The sequence below is a fragment of the Acutalibacter sp. genome (genome assembly GCF_056800975.1).
Genome location: NZ_JBQISV010000009.1, coordinates 1 through 16993, shown reverse-complemented (window position 1 = coordinate 16993; position 16993 = coordinate 1). Strand labels below are relative to the sequence as shown.

The following is a 16993-nucleotide window of genomic DNA, read 5'->3' as shown; positions in this document are numbered from 1 at the left end:
ATCCGCCCAGCTCAAGCAAAGCCAAACAACAACCCAAACCATCTTTCATCATCCAAGGAGGAACCCCCATGAACCAAAGCTTTTTCACCAAAACCACCATTCTCGCGGCCCTGTCCACAGCGGGCGCGGCCCTCACCCAGGCCCTGGGCGGCTGGGACATGACCCTGCAGGTCCTGCTGGGCTTTATGGCCGCCGACTACGCCACCGGCACACTGGTGGCCGCCCTGTTCAAAAACTCCCCCAAAACCAAGGGCGGGGCCCTGTCCAGCCAGGCGGGTTTTCTGGGGATTGCCCGCAAATGCGCCATTCTCCTGCTGGTGCTGCTGGCCGCTCTGCTGGACCAGGCCACAGGCAGCGGCTTCATCCGCACCACCCTCTGCTTTTTCTTTATTGCCAACGAGGGCCTCTCGGTGCTGGAAAACCTGGGCCGCATGGGCGTGCCCTATCCCCGGTTTTTGCGGAGCATGCTGGAGGCCATGCGGGAGGACTCGGACAGCGGCGAAAAACCCTGAGACCCTGTACCGCTATCACTTGTGCCAGGCGCGCAACTCTGACAAGGCGCAATATCCTTTAGGGCTTGTTTGAAAATAGAGGGAATGACGAATTTTTACCCAGAAGGGGTTCATTTCAAGGAAAAAACCGCAAGGCAATCTTCCGATTGGCGAGGATTTTTGACGCAGAAAGGGACCCTTCTGGGTAAAAAGACGGCGTTTTTGATTTTTCAAACAAGCCCTAACCGGTACAAGCTCCCTGGCTCTATACATACATAACAAAAGAAAAGGAGCCCAGCGGCGTCAAGCCCCTGGGCTCCTTGCTTTTCCCTCACATGTTGCGCATATGCCGCCCGCCCTTGCCTGGGCGGGTCGAGACCGTCTTCTCCGCCATGTGCCGGGCCCGAACCTTCCGCTTTACCCGAAGCTTCCGGGCAATGGCCTCGCCCTTGGGCAGCATGGCCACATCGTCGTAGCTCACCCCCCGGAAGAGCACCACGCACACCGCGTATACCACCACCGCCGTGAGAATAGCCGGCAGCACAGCCACCCGCTCCGGCAAAACAGAGCACAGCCCGGTATAAACCCCATAGGAGGCCCCGCCCATCACCACCGCCGAGGCCAGAATGGGCGCGGCAGTGGCTGCCGTGCTGTCCATCCGGGGCAGGCTGCCCCGAATGGCGGCCAGATTCAGCACCATAATAATGAAATAAGAGACCACCGTGCTAATGGCCGAGCCCATGACATTGATCTCCGGAATGCCGGTGAGAAAATAAGACACGCCGATTTTCACCACACCGCCAATGGCCATGTCGACCACCGGGCGGGTGGTGCGGCCAAAGCTCTGCAAAATGGCGTTGCTGGTGAACAAGGTGCTGTTAAAGGCAATCGCCCCGGCCAGCACCTGCAGCAGCCGGGCAGCGCCCTCCGCCACCTCAGGCCGGTTGAACAAAAACAGCTGGCAGATGGGCCGGGCAAAAATAGACATGCCCACGCTGGCAGGAATGGAAATCAGCAGGGTCATGCGCATGGAAACCGAGGCAATATGGTTCACCGCCTGCTTGTCCCCAGAGACAATAGACCCGGAGAGCACCGGCAGCAGGCTGGTGGAAATAGGCACCACAAAGGCCCCGGGCAGGTCGAAAAGCTTGCGGGCATGGCCCAGCACGCCGCTGTACCAGTCCGCCTGGTCCTGGGTAAAGCCCGCCACGGTCTTCATCCGGTCCATCAGCACTGCGCTGTCCACAAAGTCCAGCACACTGAGAAAGCAGGCCCCCAGGGTAATGGGAATGGCAAAGCGGACCAGAGAGAGCAGCATGTCCCGCCTGGGGGTCAGGGCCTGGGCGTCCTCTGGCACAGCCCGGTCCCTGCGCCGCTGGCGAAGCTTGTAGCCCGCCAGATAGAGCATCCCCAGGGCCGCGCTGATGGACACGCCGGTAATGGCCCCCACCGCCGCCCAGGCGTCCGAGTGGTACTGCTGAATAATATAAGCCGCCAGCCCCACGCCAATGGCCACCTTGGACACAGCCTCAATAACCTGAGACACCGCCGTGGGCACCATGTTGCTGCGCCCCTGAAAATATCCCCGCAAAGAGGACATAACAGAGATAAAAAAGGCAGTGGGGGCCAGGGCCACAATGGTGTTGGCCGCCCCGGGCTTGCCCAGCAGCTGGGCAATCTGCCGCGAGCCGAACAGCATGACCAGACAGCCCAGCAGCCCCAGCCCAAAGAACAGCCAGAAGGCCACCGAGAACACCTGGTCGGCCTCCTTTTTCCTGCCTCTGGCATAGGCTGTGCTGACCATGCGGGAGACCGCAATGGGCAGTCCCGCGGTAGAGAGCATGAGAAAGATGGTAAAAATATCATAGGCCCCATAAAAATAGGACATGCCCTCCGCGCTGATAAAGTTAGCCAGGGGAATGGAGAACAGCAGGCCCAGCACCTTGACCAGGAGGGTAGAGGCAGAGAGAATGGCAGCGCCGATCATAAAGCCGTTTTTGTTTTCCTGGGCCAAGGCGGAACCTCCTTCAGGGGAGCGGATAGGGGTATTTTTTCCAATATAGTTTATATTATAACAGAAGCAGGGGGAAAACGCAAGGGCGGCGTGACCAGCTCCCGTCCATACCGCATATTTTAAAACCCACAAAACAGAAAAGCCCGGTCCTCCCATTCAAAGGCGGCAGGACATGGAGGGCAAATCCCCTGCGCCCCGCCCATAAACCACACAGCCTCAAAAACCACGCGGGCCATCCAGCGGCCCATTCAACAGAAGCCCTTGCTTTTCCCAGCGCTTTCCTGTATAATGAAAGCCATACGAACAACCGTACCCATCTGACCGCTTGACCAGACCCCACCCCAAGGAGGATATGATTCGCTATGGCAGAAAAAAAACAGCCCCCCATCTCTACCCGGGCCGATAAAAATATCGATAAGGCGGAGAAGGACAAGGCCCTGCAAACCGCCCTGTCCCAAATCAAAAAGCAGTTCGGCGACGGCGCGGTCATGCGCCTGGGCGCCGACTCCCCCCTGAACCTGGAGGCCATCCCCACCGGCTCCCTTTCTCTGGACCTGGCCCTGGGCATCGGCGGGCTCCCCCGGGGCCGGATTGTGGAAATCTACGGCCCCGAGTCCTCGGGCAAAACCACCCTGGCCCTGCACTGCATTGCCGAGGGGCAGAAAATGGGGGGCAACGCCGCCTTTATCGACGTGGAGCACGCCCTGGACCCGGTTTACGCCGAGGCCCTGGGGGTGGACATTGAGAGCCTGCTGGTGTCCCAGCCGGACACCGGCGAGCAGGCCCTGGAGATTACCGAGGCCCTGGTGCGCTCCAACGCCATCGACGTGATTGTCATCGACTCCGTGGCCGCCCTGGTGCCCCGGGCGGAGATTGAGGGCGAGATGGGCGACTCCCATGTGGGCCTGCAGGCAAGGCTCATGAGCCAGGCCCTGCGCAAGCTGGCCGGCGCCATTGCCAAGTCCAACTGCGTGGCGGTTTTCATCAACCAGCTGCGGGAGAAGGTGGGCGTTATGTACGGCAACCCAGAGGTCACCCCCGGCGGCAGGGCGCTGAAATTCTACTCCTCTGTGCGCATCGACGTGCGCAAGGGCGAGGTGCTGAAAAACGGCACCGACATTATCGGCTCCCACACCAAGGCCCGGGTGGTGAAGAACAAGGTGGCCTCCCCCTTCCGCACAGCCGAGTTCGACGTGCTGTACGGCCAGGGCATCTCCCGCACCGGCGAGCTGGTAGACATTGCCGTCCAGCTGGAGATCGTGCAAAAAAGCGGCTCCTGGTTCTCCTACAACGGCGAGCGCATTGGCCAGGGCCGCGAAAAGGTGAAGGACTTCCTGGCCTCCAATCCCCAAGTGGCCGGAGAGATCGAGGCCGCTGTGCGAGAGAACGTGGACAAGCTGTTCAAAAAGCCCGGGGCAAAGGCAGCGGCAGCAGCGGCCTCCGCCCGTGCCGCCGAGGAGCCCCCGGTCCCCGCTGCTCCGCCTCCGGCCAGCGAGCCGGACCTGAGCCTTGACATTACGGTGGACGACTGATGGAGCTGACTGCCGCCGAGCCCCGGCGCAAACGCCTGACCCAGCTGTTTATTGACGGCGAGGCCGCTGTGAAAATTGACACAGAGACCTTCCTGCGCTCAGGCCTCAGGCCCGGGGACCAGATCACCGACGAGACGCTCCGCCAGCTGATTCTGGCCTCCGACGCCCGCCGGGCCAACGAAAAAGCCCTGTACCTGCTGGAACACCGGGACCACTCGAAAAAGGAGCTGGCCGATAAAATCGCCCGCACCGCCGCCAGCCGGGAGGCCGCTCAAAGCGCCGCCCAGCGCATGGAGGAGCTGGGCCTGGTAAACGACGAGGCCTACGCCCGGCGCAAGGCCAAAGAGCTGTTCCAGCGCAAACGCTACGGGGCCATGCGGGTCCGCCAGGAGCTGCGGCAAAAGGGCATTTCCAGCGAGCTGATCGACGAGCTGGTGGAGGAATACGCCGGGGAGCTGGCCCAAGAGAATATCGCCGCCATCCTGGAGAAAAAATATTCTGGCTGGCAAGAGGACGAGCGCACCCGCCGCCGGGCCTTTGCGGCCCTGCAGCGCATGGGCTACAGCTACGGGCAAATCCGGGAGGGTATGCGCCGGGAGGAGGATTTTGGGGAATTTGAGGAATAAGAAAAAAACCGCCCCCCTCCGGCCCCTGCTTTTTCCCCTTATCCCACTTTACAAACAGCCCCAAGTGTGCTACAATACTAAGGATGCCCACCCCTCGGACCCGGGAAACACCGACCCAGCCTGTGGGGACGGGTGAATATTACAGCGGTATACGCGGGCCCTGCCCGTTCCGCGGAAAAAGGTGAATCGCATGACCAAAGTGGAAAAGACCGAAATCATCCAGAAGTATGCCCGCCACGAGGGGGACACCGGCTCCCCCGAGGTGCAGATCGCGGTGCTCACCAAGCGCATCAACGACCTGACCGACCATCTGCGGGTGAACAAAAAGGACCATCACTCCCGCCGGGGCCTGCTGAAAATGGTAGGCCAGCGCCGCAGCCTGCTCAACTATCTGATCAAAATCGATATCGAGCGCTACCGCTCCATTATCGCGCAGCTGGGCATCCGTAAGTAAGCTCTGCCCGTCCTTCGTAATAAGTGGATGAACGAGGGCGGCGGTTTTGCCCGCTGGCAGCCGCCGCCCCCTTCGCTTATTACTCTTTGCGATCCGGATTTTCCCAGCACATCCGCCAGCAAAATATTCAGCGGTCCTCCATCGGGACCTGTTTTACAAATAAACCGGCCGGGGCCCCCTCCTTCTTTCATTCCCCCTTTTAAAAAGAAGCCCCCACGGCTCCGGCCGGTTTATTTGTCAAACAGGGCCGGCAGGGGGCCGTCACTCGCCCCCGCTCCGGGGGAGAAAGGATATTCCATCATGTTTGAGAATTTTAAGCGCTACGAAACGGACTTTGCCGGACGCCCCCTGGTGATTGAAACCGGCAAAATGGCCCAGCTGGCCAACGGCGAGTGCCTGGTGCGCTATGGCGACACCGTGGTGCATGTGGCGGCCACCGCCTCGGCCAAGCCCCGGGACGGCATCGACTTCTTCCCCCTCTCGGTGGATTTTGAGGAAAAGCTCTACTCCGTGGGCAAAATTCCCGGCTCCTTTTTAAAGCGGGAGGGCCGTCCCAGCGAAAAGGCCACTCTGGTGTGCCGGGTCATCGACCGGCCCATCCGCCCCCTGTTCCCTAAGGACATGCGCAACGACGTGTCCATTGTCTGCACCGTCATGTCCGTAGACCAGGACTGCTCCCCGGAGATTGCCGCCATGGTGGGCACCTCCATTGCCCTCACCATCTCCGACATCCCCTGGAGCGGCCCTATCTCCGGGGTCTCCGTGGGCCTGGTGGACGGAGAATTCGTCATCAACCCCACCGCCGCCCAGCGCAAGGTCTCTGAGATGGCCGTCACCGTGGCCTCCACCACCGAGCGCATCGCCATGATTGAGGCCGGGGCCAACGAGGTCAGCGACGAGGTCATGTACAACGGCATTATGGCCGGGCATCATGCCAACCAGCATATTCTTCAGTTTATTCAGGGCATCCAGGCCGAAATCGGCAAGGAGAAGTTCGACTACCCCAGCAACGAGCCCGAGCCGGAGATGTTCGAGGCGGTCAAGGCCTTTGCCGAGGCGGACGTCCGCGCCGCCATGGACACGGACGACAAAACCGTGCGCGACGCCCGGCTGCGTCCGGTCTACGACAAGGTGCACGAGCGTTTTGACCCGGAGTATCCCGAGCAGGAGGCCAAAATCGACGAGTGCCTCTATAAAACCCAGAAATATGTGGTGCGCCGCTGGCTGCTGGACGAGCAGAAGCGGGTAGACGGCCGGGGCATGGACGACATGCGGCCCTTAGCCGCCGAGGTGGCCCTGCTGCCCCGCACCCACGGCTCCGGCATGTTCACCCGGGGCCAGACCCAGGTGCTCACCGTGGCCACCCTGGGCTCCATCCGGGACAACCAGCTGCTGGACGGCATTGACGAGGAGGAGAGCAAGCGCTACATCCACCACTACAACTTCCCCTCCTACTCTGTGGGCGAAACCCGGCCCAGCCGGGGCCCCGGCCGGCGGGAGATCGGCCACGGCGCCCTGGCCGAGCGGGCCCTGGTGCCGGTGGTGCCGACCCTGGACGAATTCCCCTACACCATCCGTCTGGTCAGCGAGGTGCTCAGCTCCAACGGCTCCACCTCCCAGGCCTCCATCTGCGGCTCCACCCTGGCCCTTATGGACGCGGGCGTGCCCATCAAGGCCCCGGTGGCCGGCATCTCCTGCGGCCTGATCACCGAGGGCGACCGCTGGATGACCATGGTGGACATCCAGGGGGTCGAGGACTTCTTCGGCGACATGGACTTCAAGGTGGGCGGCACCAAAAAGGGCATCACCGCCATCCAGATGGACCTGAAGATCAGCGGCCTGCTGCCTGAAATGGTGAAGGAGGCCCTGGAGAAGACCCACAAGGCCCGCAACTATATTATCGACGAGGTCATGCTGAAGGCCATTCCCCAGGTCCGGCCCCAGCTGTCCCCCTATGCCCCCAAGATGCTCAGTATGCAGATTCCCGTGGACAAAATCCGGGAGGTCATCGGCACCGGCGGCAAGGTCATCCAGAAGATCTGCGCCGAGTGCGAGATCACCATGGACGTGGAGGAGGACGGCCATGTGTTCATCTCCGGCCTGGACATTGAGAAATGCCGCCGGGCTATGGACATTGTGGACACCATTGTCAACGACCCGGAGCCGGGCAGCTACTACAACGGCCGGGTCACCCGTCTGATGGACTTCGGGGCCTTTGTAGAGATCGCCCCGGGCAAAGAGGGTCTGGTGCACATCTCCCGCCTGGACGTGAAGCGCACCGAAAAGGTGGAGGACGTGGTGAACGTGGGCGATGTGGTGAAGGTAAAGGTATTGGAGATTGACGACAAAGGCCGCCTGAACCTGTCCCGCCGGGACGCCCTCATCGACCTGGACGGAGCCGTGCCTGAAAACGACGTCAGCGACCGGCCCCCCCGCCGGGACCGGGACAGCCGGGACCGCCGTCCCCCCAGAAGAGACCATGACCGGCGGTAAGCCCAGCCTGTAAAATAGCGGCAACCAACCCCCGGAGGGCCCAGTCCCCCGGGGGTTTTTGCGCCCCCTCTGAAAGCCTTGTAGTTTTTTTCATGTTATGGTTGACTTTTTCACCAAAATAAGCTATATTATAAATAGAGAAAGTGTCCGGTTTCCCAATCCGCTCTACCCATATCCTATCAAAAAGGGGGATTCACTATGTTGCCCGTTATCACCATTTCCCGTCAGTTCGGCAGCGGAGGCCACGAGGTGGGCGAAAAGCTGGCCCGCCAGCTGAATGTGCCCTTCTACGACAAGGCCCTGATCGCCATGGCCGCCAAGCAGAGCGGCCTCTCTGAGGAGGTGTTTGCCCACGCCGACGAAAAGGCCACCAGCAGCCTGCTCTATTCCATGGTCATGGGCAGCTACTCCTTTGGGGCCCGGGTGCCCGGCATCAACGAGATGCCCATTAACGACAAGCTGTTCATCATCCAGTCCGACATCATCAAAAAGGCTGCTGCCGAGGGGCCCTGCGTGGTCATTGGCCGCTGCGCCGACTATATTCTCCGCGAGCACGACAACTGCCTGAATGTATTCGTCCACGCCAATAAGGAGGAGCGCATCCGCCGCTCCATTGCCAAAAAGGACTGCGAGGAGCGCAAGGCCGGGGATTTTGTCACCAAAAAGGACAAACAGCGGGCCAACTACTACAATTTTTACTCCAACAAACGCTGGGACGACCTGCAAAACTATGACGTCACCATCGACACCTCCCGCTTCACCATTGACCAGGCAGTCGAGCTGCTCATTGACGCCGCCCGCAAGCTGGACAGATGAAGCCTGACGCAAAAGCCCGCCTGCCTTTGGGCAAGCGGGCCCGTTTTTTTGTCCTTGCGCTGGCCCTGGTTCTGGCCCTTGGTTTGGCGGCAGGCCTGTGGGCGCTGCGGGCCCGCAACGCCAGCTGCCAGCTGGATACCTTCTCCATGGGCAGCTATGTGCGCCAGACCCTGTGGGGGCCCGGCGGGGAGGAGGCCGCCCGCCAAGCCGCCTGGGCGGTGGATGCCCTGGAAGGAGAGCTCACCTGGCGGGAGGAGGCCTCTCAGTCTCAGGGGGGGCGGAAGGGCGCGGTCTTTCTGCTGAACCAGGCCGCGGGGACAGCGCCCGTCTCCCTGCCCCCCGCCATAGGGGGCCTGCTGGACCAGCTGTTGGACCTGAGCAGAAAAAGCGGCGGGGCCTTCGACCCCACCATCGGCCCGGTTTCCCGCCTGTGGAGCTTTGACAGCGAGCCCCGCCTGCCAGCCCCCCAGGAGCTGAAAGCGGCCCTGACTCTGGTGGGCTATGACAGGCTGGTTACCGGGGAGGAGGCCTTTTTTGAACTGACCTCTGTCTCCCGGGAGTTGTTCGACGGGAACGCGGCCCCATTGGAACAGGCAGCGGCTCTGCTGGACCCCGGCATGTCCATCGACCTGGGGGCTGTCGGCAAGGGCGCGGCCTGCGACACGGCGCTGGAGGAATACCGCCGCGCCGGGATAAAGGGGGCTGTCGTTGCCGTGGGGGGCAGCATTGGGCTGTACGGCAAGAAGCCGGACGGCAAAGACTTCCGGGTCAGCGTCCGAAGCCCGGAGGGGGAGGGGAGCCTGGGGGTGTTGGAGCTCCCCGGGGGCTTTGTGTCCACCTCCGGCAGCTATGAGAAATTTTTCCAGCAGGACGGCCGCACCTACTGCCACCTGCTGGACCCCCGCACCGGGTACCCTGCGGAGAGCGGGCTGACCTCTGTCACCGTGTGGTGCCAGGACTCCGGGGCCCTGAGCGACGGCCTGGCCACAGCCTGCTTTGTGCTGGGCTTAGAAGAGGCTCTGGCGCTGTTGGAGGAATACGGGGCCCAGGGTGTGTTTGTCACCAACGACCGCAGGGTCGCCGCCACCCCAGGGCTGAGAGAACGCTTCCGCCTCACCGCCCCGGGCTACACCATGGAGGCCCTGCCATGAGCCCGCTCACCGGACGAAAGCTTCTCACCCGCCGGGAGCTGCCCTTGCTTCTGGTCCTGGTTCTGGCAGCAGGGGGCCTGCTGCTGTGGACCCGGTTGGCCCCGGCAGGGGCAGTGGCCGTGGTCGAGGCGGAGGGCAGGGAGCTGGCCCGGCGGGAGCTCCGGCTGCTGAGCAAGCCGGAGACCCTGACCGCCGCCGGAGCCGGGGGCCTGCAGGTGACAGTAGAGCTCTCCCCCCAGGGCGCCCGGGTCATAGAGGCCGGCTGCCCGGACAAAAGCTGCCAGCGCACCGGCTGGCTCACCCAGGCCGGGGACTGCGCCGTGTGCCTGCCCGCCCGGGTGGTGCTGCGGCTGGAGGGAGGCCCGGCCGGCGCAGACGCGGAAACCTATTAAAGCGGAAGGAGGCGGGCCATGAGACAACCAAAATCCGGCTCCATCGCTCTGGCAGGGCTGCTGGGAGCCCTGGCCCTGGCCCTCTCCTTTTTAGAGGGCCTGCTGCCCCCTCTGCCGGGTATGCCCCCCGGGGCCCGGCTGGGGCTCTCCAACCTGGCGACCATGTACGCCGCCGGGTGCCTGGGCCTGCCCTGGGCCCTGGCAGTGGCAGTGGTAAAGGCGGGCTTTGGCTTTCTCACCCGGGGGCTGACGGCAGGGCTGATGAGCCTGTGCGGGGGGCTGGTCAGCGCCTCGCTCATGTGGCTGGCGCTGACAAAGACCTCTGCCGGGCTGGCGGTTACCGGGGTGTGGGGGGCGTTGGGGCACAATCTGGCCCAGCTGGGGGTGGCCTGTGTGCTGACATCCCCGGCGGCGCTTGCCTATGGCCCCTTTCTGCTGGGGTATGGCCTGCTGACAGGGCTGCTCACCGGCACAACGCTGAAGCTGACCCTCCCCCCCCTGCAAAAGCTGAGCCGCTACCTTCTGCGAAGATAGCGTTAACGCGGTTCAAAAAAGGCGATTTTTCAAGCAGGTTTACTATAAAAGCCGGCGGAGCGCGAAAACGCGGTCCGCCGGCTTTTTCCGTGAGGCGTCCGCCCCACCGCCTTCAGCTCTACCTGAGATAAGGCCGGCTGCTCACCAGCACCGCCTTTTCCGCCAAAAGCTCCCCTCTCTGCTCTGCGGTAAGCACCTCCAACCCTTCCAGCAGGGTGCAGTCAGGGGCAAAGTAAACATAGTCGAAAATGTAGCCCTCATGAAACAGCTCAGCCGGCGGCGTGTTGCCATAAAACCTGCCGTTCCAGTCCTTCCAGGCCACAGGAATCACATCCTCAAGGGCTTCTGCTGGATATTCCAGCTCGTTGCGTCTGGGGGCCTTTTCCTCCTCCGTGGCGGTCAGGTCATACCAGGCGGACTCCCACACTGTGATGCGCCGGCTGAACACCAGCACCCGCTCCTGCTTGCCGTCTATGGTCACGTCGCCCCCAAAGGTGACCACCCGCCCCGGGGTATAATACCGGCTGCTATAGCTTGAGTCGTACCGAAACCAGAAGCGGTAAGCCTTTTCGCCATCCTTGTTGAAAGACCCCGTGGCCTTTACCATGTCCTTGGGCAGCAGGACCGTGGAGGTGTTCATCCACACAATAACAGCGGTAAACATCAGCGTCATCACCACCAGCACGGTCAGGCAAAGGGCCATGGCCCGCCGCCGGAACTGCCCCCGCACCTGCCGGATGGCCTCAGCCTGAGGGGGCTCCGGGCAGTCGGGCTCCACCTTGTCAGACTGCAAAAGAGTCTGATACGCGGCCTGACAGCTCTGGCAGTCCTGCAGGTGGTCCTCCACCGCGGCCTGGGTCTCGCCGGCGCAGACGCTGTCATGATAAAGGGGCAGAAGGTCCTGAATCAACGAGCAGGGGTATTTGTTTGACATTTGCATGCTCCTTTCTGGCGGTTATGTTCTAAGAGCCTGTGCCCGCCTTTTCGCAAATCCGGCCAATGCCCGGCCCCAAGAACCCACATGGTCCCGCAGCCCGCCAACAGCCGAATCCGCTCAAAACCCCAGACACAGCTCCTGGGGCGTGCTCACATCAGTGTTCCCACGGGCCTTTTTGGCCGGCCTTTGCCATCCTCCGCGCCAAAAATTCCTGAGGTGCGCAAGGCACATAAGTCTTGCAAGCAGCTCTGGGAATTTCTGACTGGAATCTGCTCAAAAATCTCCATACTCAGCTTATGGGAACAAGCCCTGATCCGTACAAGCTCCAAAAAATGATTTTTGCCTGACAGGGGCCGGCCTGCCCCAAAGGCGCGCCGTCAGCCTTCCCAGTCCTCCATCCGGGCGCGAATCTTCAGCTTGGCCCGGTGATAGGTCACCCGGGCCCAGCTCTCGGTTTTGCCGAACAGCCCCGCAATCTGGGCAAAGCTCAGCTCCCCCAAGGCCCGCAGCCAAAACACCTCCCGATAGGGCTCCTCCAGCTGGTGCAGGGCCCGGTGCACGGCCAGCGCCATCTCCTTGTCCGAGAACCGCTCCTCCAGGTCCGTGCTGTCCGGCCAGTCCTCCTCAGGCGGAGGACCGGCGCGGCGGCGCTTCTCCGCCAGGCTGTAGTAGGTGTTTTTGGCAATCTGGCACAGCCACACCCGCATCTGGCACTGCCCCCGAAAGCTGTCAATGGACTTCATGGCCTTAAAAAAGGCCTCCTGGGTAACCTCCTCGGCCAGATGCCTGTCCCGGGCCAGGCGCAGGGTATAGCTGTATACAGCTTGATAATAATCGTGGTACAAAGCTTCCAGGTCGTGGTCCAAGGGGTCCCCTCCTCTCTGCTGACATGGGTATGACCGGCTGCAAGGCAGAACGTTACAGCTTCCCGCAAAAAATGTCCCCCTCTGTCAAAAAAAATCCCAAGCAAACCCGAGACATGTCCAAAACCTAAAAAATCCCCCCACAATCCCGGGCTGACAGAACCAACGCAGCCAACTACACCCGCCCCGCCCAATCAAACCCCATTTTAGCATAAACCAGCGGGAAGGTCCACCCCCATCCCCCCGCAGAAAAAACGCAAAGAGAGGACGCCTTCCCCAAGGGATGCGTCCTCTCTCCGCGTTTTTGCCTGCCATCTGTCACCGGTCCTTGCCGCTGGCCTGACTGCTGCTCTCGTCCTCGTCCAGCCGGGAGCCGTCCTCGTCCCGGTCCAAGCGGGAGCTGTCCTCGTCCCCGCTTACCACCCCGTCGTCAGCCAGGTCGCTGTCCAGGTTGCCGTCCAGCCCACTGGAGGCCTCGCTGCCGTCCATATGGTCCAGGGCCGACTCCACCCGGCTCACCGTCTCGCTCACATCGTCCCCCAGCCGCGAGACCACCTCAGACACGGTGCTCTGCACCTTTCCGTCCCCGCAGCCGGTCAAAGCCGCGGCGGCGGCCAGGCACAGGCAAAATGCAAGTATGCGTTTTTTCAACATAATGAATCCCTCTTTACCCAGGCAGCGGCAGCAGCCGCAGCGTCCCCCGCCGCCCTGAATTTTTTCTCTTGGAGTAGCATGGCCCGAAAATCGCAAAAAATACCTGTACCCAAAAGATTGCAAAAATTTTTTCAAAATGATAGAATACTTTAAGAAACCTGTAAGACCAGGAGGGTATGATATATTATGATCTGCACCGTCACGCTGAACCCGGCTCTGGACTGCTACCTGACCCCCCGGCAGCTGGTCCCCGGCCAAGAAAACCGCTATGAGGAGCTCCGGCTGCTGCCAGGGGGCAAGGGGGTCAATGTCTCGCTGCTGCTCTCCGGCCTGGGCGCCCGCACCCTGGCCATTGGCATAGCCGCAGGCTTTACCGGCCAGGAGCTTTGCGCCATGCTGGACCAGGCCGGGTGCCCCCACGACTTTTTCACCCTCAGCCAGGGCCTCACCCGGCTGAACCTGAAGCTGCTGCCCCCCGGCGGGCCCGAGACCGGCCTCAACGGCACAGGTCCCGCCCTCACCGGCGAAGACCTGGACCGGATGGAGCAGCGTCTGGCAGCGGCCCTGCGCCCGGGGGACATTCTGGTGCTCTCCGGCAGCCTGCCCGCGGGCCTGCCGGCGGACGCCTATGTGCGCTTGGCCAAAACCGCGCCCGCAGGGGTTGAGGTGGTGCTGGACGCCTCGGGCCCCGCCCTGCAAGAGGGCCTTGCCGTCCGGCCCTTTCTGGTCAAGCCCAACCGGCAGGAGCTGGAGGAGCTGGCCGGCCAGCCCCTGCCGGAGGAGCGGGACCTGCTGCGCTGGGCCGAAAGACTACAGCATATGGGCCCCAAAAACGTGCTGGTCTCTCTGGGCGGCCAGGGGGCCCTGCTATTGACAGAGCAGGGCCAGACCCTGCGCCGGCAGGCTCTGCCCGGCAAAGAGGTCTCCTCAGTGGGCGCGGGAGACTCCATGGTGGCCGGCTTCCTCTACGGCTGGGAGAGCACCCGCAGCCTGAGCGACGCCCTGGACTGGGGTCTGGCCGCAGGCGCGGCCACGGCCTTCACCCAGGGCATTGCCTCCGGAGACGCGGTAAAGGAGCTGTACCGGCAAAGCTTCGCCAGTCCGGCATGCTGACAATACGCCTGCCCAGAACCCTACAGCAGCCCCTTCCCACCCCTTAGCCAGACTGCCGGTCCTGTCAGAGGATGTTTACAGAAAATTAAGTTGACACAGCGGGAAAGAAACCGTAAAATAAAGATGGGGTGTTAGAAGACCCACCCTGTCCGCCAGAAAAATCATACCGCGCGGCAAGAATCTGCCGCCAGGGGGAGTATTATGAATCAGAAAGGGAACCACGGCGGAAGGCCGGTGGAAAACGAATACCGCAGCTCTCAGATGTACCGCACCCTCAACGGCATCAATCTGCCCGGGGCCGACAAGCTGGCCGAGGGCCTGGGCAAAGCCGCCGCGGGCATTGACGCGGCCCTGCACACAGTCAACGCTGCCGCCCAGAATTACCAGCAGAACAGCCAGCCCCCCCAAACCCAGCAAACCTACCGCTACCGGTATCCCCAGCCCGGCCAGCCTCCCCGGCCCCCTCAGCCCGGCCCGGCCCCCCAGCCGCCCCGGGCGCCCCAGCCGGGCCCTGGGGTCCGCCAGGGCCGCACGGCCTACACCGGGCCCCGGGCCCAGCCCCACCGGCCCCCCGCAGGGGTCACGCCGGCCCCTGCCCCCCAAATGCCCCCCATGAAGGTGGTGCACATGGGCAGTCCGGCCAAATATTACATCACCGGCGCCGCAGCCCTTCTCTACGCCCTCAACGCCCAGATGACCGAGCCCGCAGAGTTCGCGGTGTTCGGCATTGTGGTGCTGCTGGTGTTTCTGCTGTCCGGGGCGCTGTTCCGGGGCAAAAAGCAGCTGGCGCCCGTTCAGGCCCAAGAGCCAAAGCCCCAGCCTCAGCCTGAGCCCCAGGCCAAAAAAGAGCCCGAGCCCGAGAAAAAATCCGCCACCGGCAACCCAGAGGTGGATAAGATCATCAACGAGGGCCACGATATGATCAAAAAGCTCCGGGCCGCCAACGACGCCATCCCCGACGAGGCCCTGTCCGCAGACATCGACCGCATGGAGCGGGCCTCGGCGGACATCTTCAACTATATTGCCAAGCACCCGGGCAAGGCCCCTCAAATCCGTAAATTCATGAACTACTACCTGCCCACCACCCTCAAGCTGCTGGGCAGCTACGAGCAGCTCTCCAAGCAGTCGGTAAAGGGGGAGAACATCACCTCCACCCTGTTCAACATCGCGGGCATGATGCACACCGTGGCCGACGCCTTTGAAAAGCAGCTGGACTCCCTGTTCACCGACGAGGCCATGGACATCTCAGCGGACATCACCGTGTTCGAGACCATGCTCAAGCAAGAGGGCTTTGTGGAGGAGAACCGGCCCGGCAGATGAGAAAGAGCATGAATATCAGGCGGAGAATGGAGCGCGCGCCGGAGCAAGCAGACGGCCCTTCGGGTCATCCTGGGCGGAAAGAGTACTGCATAACCCGGCCGCAGCAGCCCCGGCTTAAAAAATCTTTAAGAAACCGCAAAATAACCTGTAACATCTCAGATATAAAATAAATTCAGGAAATGAGGTTGTAAGGATGGAAAACGAGATCAAACTGACCCTGGAAGAGCCAACCATGCCCACGCTCACCCTGGACCCTGAGGCCCAGGAGCAGCCCGCCCCCCCGGAGGAGCCCCAGATCACCACCCTGGACGAGAGCATTCTCACCCCCGAGGAGCAGAAAATGGTAGACGACTTCTCCCAGAAGATCGACCTGCAAAACAGCACCCTGGTCATGCAGTACGGCTCCGCCGCCCAAAAGAAGATCGCCTCCTTCTCCGACACCGCCCTGAACAATGTGCGCACCAAAGACCTGGGCGAGGTCGGGGACCAGATCAGCAATCTGGTGGTAGAGCTCAAGGGCTTTGACATTGACGAGGAGGAGAAGAAGGGCTTTTTCGGCTTCTTCAAAAATTCCAGCAACAAAATCGTGGCCATGAAGGCCCGCTACGACAGCGCTGAGGTGAATGTCAACAAAATCGCCGCCGCTCTTGAGAGCCACCAGGTCCAGCTGATGAAGGACGTGGTCATGCTGGATAAGCTCTACGACATGAACCTCAACTACCATAAAGAGCTCTCCATGTACATTATCGCGGGCAAAAAGAAGCTTCAGCAAGAGCGGGCCACCACCCTGGAGCAGATGAAGCAGCGGGCCCGCCAGTCCGGCCTTGCCGAAGACGCCCAGGCCGCCAACGACTTTGCCCAGCAGTGCGACAGCTTTGAAAAGAAGCTCCACGACCTGGAGCTGACCCGCATGGTCAGCGTACAGATGTCCCCCCAGATCCGCCTGGTGCAAAACAACGACAAGCTCATGAGCGACAAAATCCAGTCCACCCTGGTGAACACCATTCCCCTGTGGAAGTCCCAGATGGTCCTGGCCTTGGGTCTGGCCCACAGCGAGCAGGCAGTGCGGGCCCAGCGTGAGGTCACAGACATGACCAACGAGCTGCTGCGCAAAAACGCCGACAAGCTGAAGATGAGCACCATCGAGACCGCCCGGGAGACCGAGCGCGGGGTGGTGGACATGGAGACCCTGCGCCACACCAACCTGAGCCTCATCCAGACCCTGGACGAGGTGGTAAAGATTCAGGACGAGGGCCGGGCCAAACGCCGCGCCGCCGAGCAGGAGCTGGGCCGCCTGGAAGGCGAACTCAAACAAAAGCTCCTCGACATCCACTCCTAGCGGAGAGCAGTTCGCGTATCGCTCGCTCCGACTCGCTACGTTTCTCCTGCCACCTAGCGGCATCCCGCGCAAAGAAAAAGCCCCGGCGAGAGGCCAACCTCCTCCTAGCGGAGAGCAATTCGCGTATCGCTCGCTCCGACTCGCTGCGCTTCTCCTGCCAGCCAGCGGCATCCCGCGCAAAGAAAAAGCCCCGGCGAGAGGCCAACCTCCTCCTAGCGGAGAGCAATTCGCGTATCGCTCGCTCCGACTCGCTGCGCTTCTCCT

At 62.1% G+C, this 16993-nt stretch carries 16 protein-coding genes; 12 read left to right on the top strand and 4 right to left on the bottom strand.

Annotated features, from left to right (window positions below; all coding sequences use genetic code 11):
- The first annotated feature begins 68 nt into the window (after positions 1-68).
- A complete protein-coding gene (locus tag ACTO5E_RS02050) occupies positions 69-512 on the top strand; it encodes a phage holin family protein (protein WP_482301143.1) in 444 nt (147 codons plus the stop codon).
- A gap of 310 nt (positions 513-822) precedes the next feature.
- On the opposite strand, the gene ACTO5E_RS02045 is transcribed toward ACTO5E_RS02050, so the two are convergent.
- A complete protein-coding gene (locus ACTO5E_RS02045; protein WP_482301142.1) occupies positions 823-2505 on the bottom strand; it encodes a putative polysaccharide biosynthesis protein in 1683 nt (560 codons plus the stop codon).
- A gap of 362 nt (positions 2506-2867) precedes the next feature.
- Between ACTO5E_RS02045 and recA the strand changes: the two genes are divergently transcribed.
- The 8 genes from recA to ACTO5E_RS02005 all read left to right on the top strand — a co-directional run bounded on the left by recA (position 2868) and on the right by ACTO5E_RS02005 (position 10503).
- A complete protein-coding gene (gene recA / locus ACTO5E_RS02040) occupies positions 2868-4037 on the top strand; it encodes a recombinase RecA (RefSeq protein ID WP_482301140.1) in 1170 nt (389 codons plus the stop codon).
- Entirely contained in the window at positions 4037-4663 is a 627-nt protein-coding gene (locus tag ACTO5E_RS02035; protein ID WP_482301139.1) for a regulatory protein RecX, read from the top strand. Before recA ends, ACTO5E_RS02035 begins: the two co-directional genes overlap by 1 nt.
- Positions 4664-4853: 190 nt before the next feature.
- On the top strand, positions 4854-5117 hold the full coding sequence (gene rpsO / locus ACTO5E_RS02030; protein WP_482301138.1) for a 30S ribosomal protein S15: 264 nt from the start codon (positions 4854-4856) through the stop codon (positions 5115-5117).
- Positions 5118-5417: 300 nt separating this feature from the next.
- Positions 5418-7610: a polyribonucleotide nucleotidyltransferase gene (locus ACTO5E_RS02025; protein WP_482301136.1), complete on the top strand. Its 2193-nt coding sequence runs from the start codon at positions 5418-5420 to the stop codon at positions 7608-7610.
- 198 nt (positions 7611-7808) lie between these two features.
- The gene (locus ACTO5E_RS02020) at positions 7809-8426 is read left to right on the top strand and encodes a cytidylate kinase-like family protein (protein ID WP_482301134.1); all 618 of its coding nucleotides are present in this window, start codon (positions 7809-7811) and stop codon (positions 8424-8426) included.
- Positions 8423-9577, top strand: coding sequence for an FAD:protein FMN transferase (locus tag ACTO5E_RS02015; RefSeq protein WP_482301133.1), 1155 nt, complete (start codon positions 8423-8425; stop codon positions 9575-9577). Before ACTO5E_RS02020 ends, ACTO5E_RS02015 begins: the two co-directional genes overlap by 4 nt.
- Positions 9574-9969, top strand: coding sequence for a NusG domain II-containing protein (locus tag ACTO5E_RS02010; protein WP_482301131.1), 396 nt, complete (start codon positions 9574-9576; stop codon positions 9967-9969). Before ACTO5E_RS02015 ends, ACTO5E_RS02010 begins: the two co-directional genes overlap by 4 nt.
- 18 nt (positions 9970-9987) lie before the next feature.
- Complete coding sequence (locus ACTO5E_RS02005) at positions 9988-10503, top strand: Gx transporter family protein (protein ID WP_482301129.1); 516 nt, start codon at positions 9988-9990, stop codon at positions 10501-10503.
- Positions 10504-10621: 118 nt separating this feature from the next.
- Here ACTO5E_RS02005 and ACTO5E_RS02000 read toward each other — a convergent pair whose 3' ends face one another.
- The 3 genes from ACTO5E_RS02000 to ACTO5E_RS01990 form a co-directional block, all read right to left on the bottom strand.
- Positions 10622-11437, bottom strand: a complete 816-nt coding sequence (locus ACTO5E_RS02000) for a zf-HC2 domain-containing protein (RefSeq protein ID WP_482301128.1) — start codon at positions 11435-11437, stop codon at positions 10622-10624.
- A gap of 380 nt (positions 11438-11817) precedes the next feature.
- Positions 11818-12306, bottom strand: coding sequence for an RNA polymerase sigma factor (locus ACTO5E_RS01995; RefSeq protein WP_482301127.1), 489 nt, complete (start codon positions 12304-12306; stop codon positions 11818-11820).
- A gap of 315 nt (positions 12307-12621) precedes the next feature.
- Positions 12622-12957 (bottom strand): hypothetical protein, encoded by a 336-nt coding sequence (locus ACTO5E_RS01990; RefSeq protein ID WP_482301125.1) that lies wholly within the window; start codon positions 12955-12957, stop codon positions 12622-12624.
- A gap of 186 nt (positions 12958-13143) precedes the next feature.
- On the opposite strand from ACTO5E_RS01990, the gene pfkB reads away from it, so the two are divergent.
- The 3 genes from pfkB (at position 13144) to ACTO5E_RS01975 (ending at position 16729) form a co-directional block, all read left to right on the top strand.
- The gene (gene pfkB, locus ACTO5E_RS01985) at positions 13144-14070 is read left to right on the top strand and encodes a 1-phosphofructokinase (protein WP_482301123.1); all 927 of its coding nucleotides are present in this window, start codon (positions 13144-13146) and stop codon (positions 14068-14070) included.
- A 201-nt stretch (positions 14071-14271) separates the two neighbouring features.
- Positions 14272-15390 carry a 5-bromo-4-chloroindolyl phosphate hydrolysis family protein gene (locus ACTO5E_RS01980; protein WP_482301122.1) on the top strand — a complete coding sequence of 373 codons (1119 nt, stop codon included), beginning with the start codon at positions 14272-14274 and terminating at the stop codon, positions 15388-15390.
- A 193-nt stretch (positions 15391-15583) separates the two neighbouring features.
- The gene (locus ACTO5E_RS01975; protein ID WP_482301120.1) at positions 15584-16729 is read left to right on the top strand and encodes a toxic anion resistance protein; all 1146 of its coding nucleotides are present in this window, start codon (positions 15584-15586) and stop codon (positions 16727-16729) included.
- The last annotated feature ends 264 nt before the right edge of the window (positions 16730-16993 follow it).

Excerpts from the sequence above, each read along its gene's own strand:
- ACTO5E_RS02050 (WP_482301143.1), top strand. The coding sequence starts at position 69 with ATGAACCAAAGCTTTTTCACCAAAACCACCATTCTCGCGGCCCTGTCC.
- recA (WP_482301140.1), top strand. The coding sequence starts at position 2,868 with ATGGCAGAAAAAAAACAGCCCCCCATCTCTACCCGGGCCGATAAAAAT.
- ACTO5E_RS02035 (WP_482301139.1), top strand. The coding sequence starts at position 4,037 with ATGGAGCTGACTGCCGCCGAGCCCCGGCGCAAACGCCTGACCCAGCTG.
- rpsO (WP_482301138.1), top strand. The coding sequence starts at position 4,854 with ATGACCAAAGTGGAAAAGACCGAAATCATCCAGAAGTATGCCCGCCAC.
- ACTO5E_RS02025 (WP_482301136.1), top strand. The coding sequence starts at position 5,418 with ATGTTTGAGAATTTTAAGCGCTACGAAACGGACTTTGCCGGACGCCCC.
- ACTO5E_RS02020 (WP_482301134.1), top strand. The coding sequence starts at position 7,809 with ATGTTGCCCGTTATCACCATTTCCCGTCAGTTCGGCAGCGGAGGCCAC.
- ACTO5E_RS02015 (WP_482301133.1), top strand. The coding sequence starts at position 8,423 with ATGAAGCCTGACGCAAAAGCCCGCCTGCCTTTGGGCAAGCGGGCCCGT.
- ACTO5E_RS02010 (WP_482301131.1), top strand. The coding sequence starts at position 9,574 with ATGAGCCCGCTCACCGGACGAAAGCTTCTCACCCGCCGGGAGCTGCCC.
- ACTO5E_RS02005 (WP_482301129.1), top strand. The coding sequence starts at position 9,988 with ATGAGACAACCAAAATCCGGCTCCATCGCTCTGGCAGGGCTGCTGGGA.
- ACTO5E_RS02000 (WP_482301128.1), bottom strand. The coding sequence starts at position 11,437 with ATGTCAAACAAATACCCCTGCTCGTTGATTCAGGACCTTCTGCCCCTT.
- ACTO5E_RS01990 (WP_482301125.1), bottom strand. The coding sequence starts at position 12,957 with ATGTTGAAAAAACGCATACTTGCATTTTGCCTGTGCCTGGCCGCCGCC.
- pfkB (WP_482301123.1), top strand. The coding sequence starts at position 13,144 with ATGATCTGCACCGTCACGCTGAACCCGGCTCTGGACTGCTACCTGACC.
- ACTO5E_RS01980 (WP_482301122.1), top strand. The coding sequence starts at position 14,272 with ATGAATCAGAAAGGGAACCACGGCGGAAGGCCGGTGGAAAACGAATAC.
- ACTO5E_RS01975 (WP_482301120.1), top strand. The coding sequence starts at position 15,584 with ATGGAAAACGAGATCAAACTGACCCTGGAAGAGCCAACCATGCCCACG.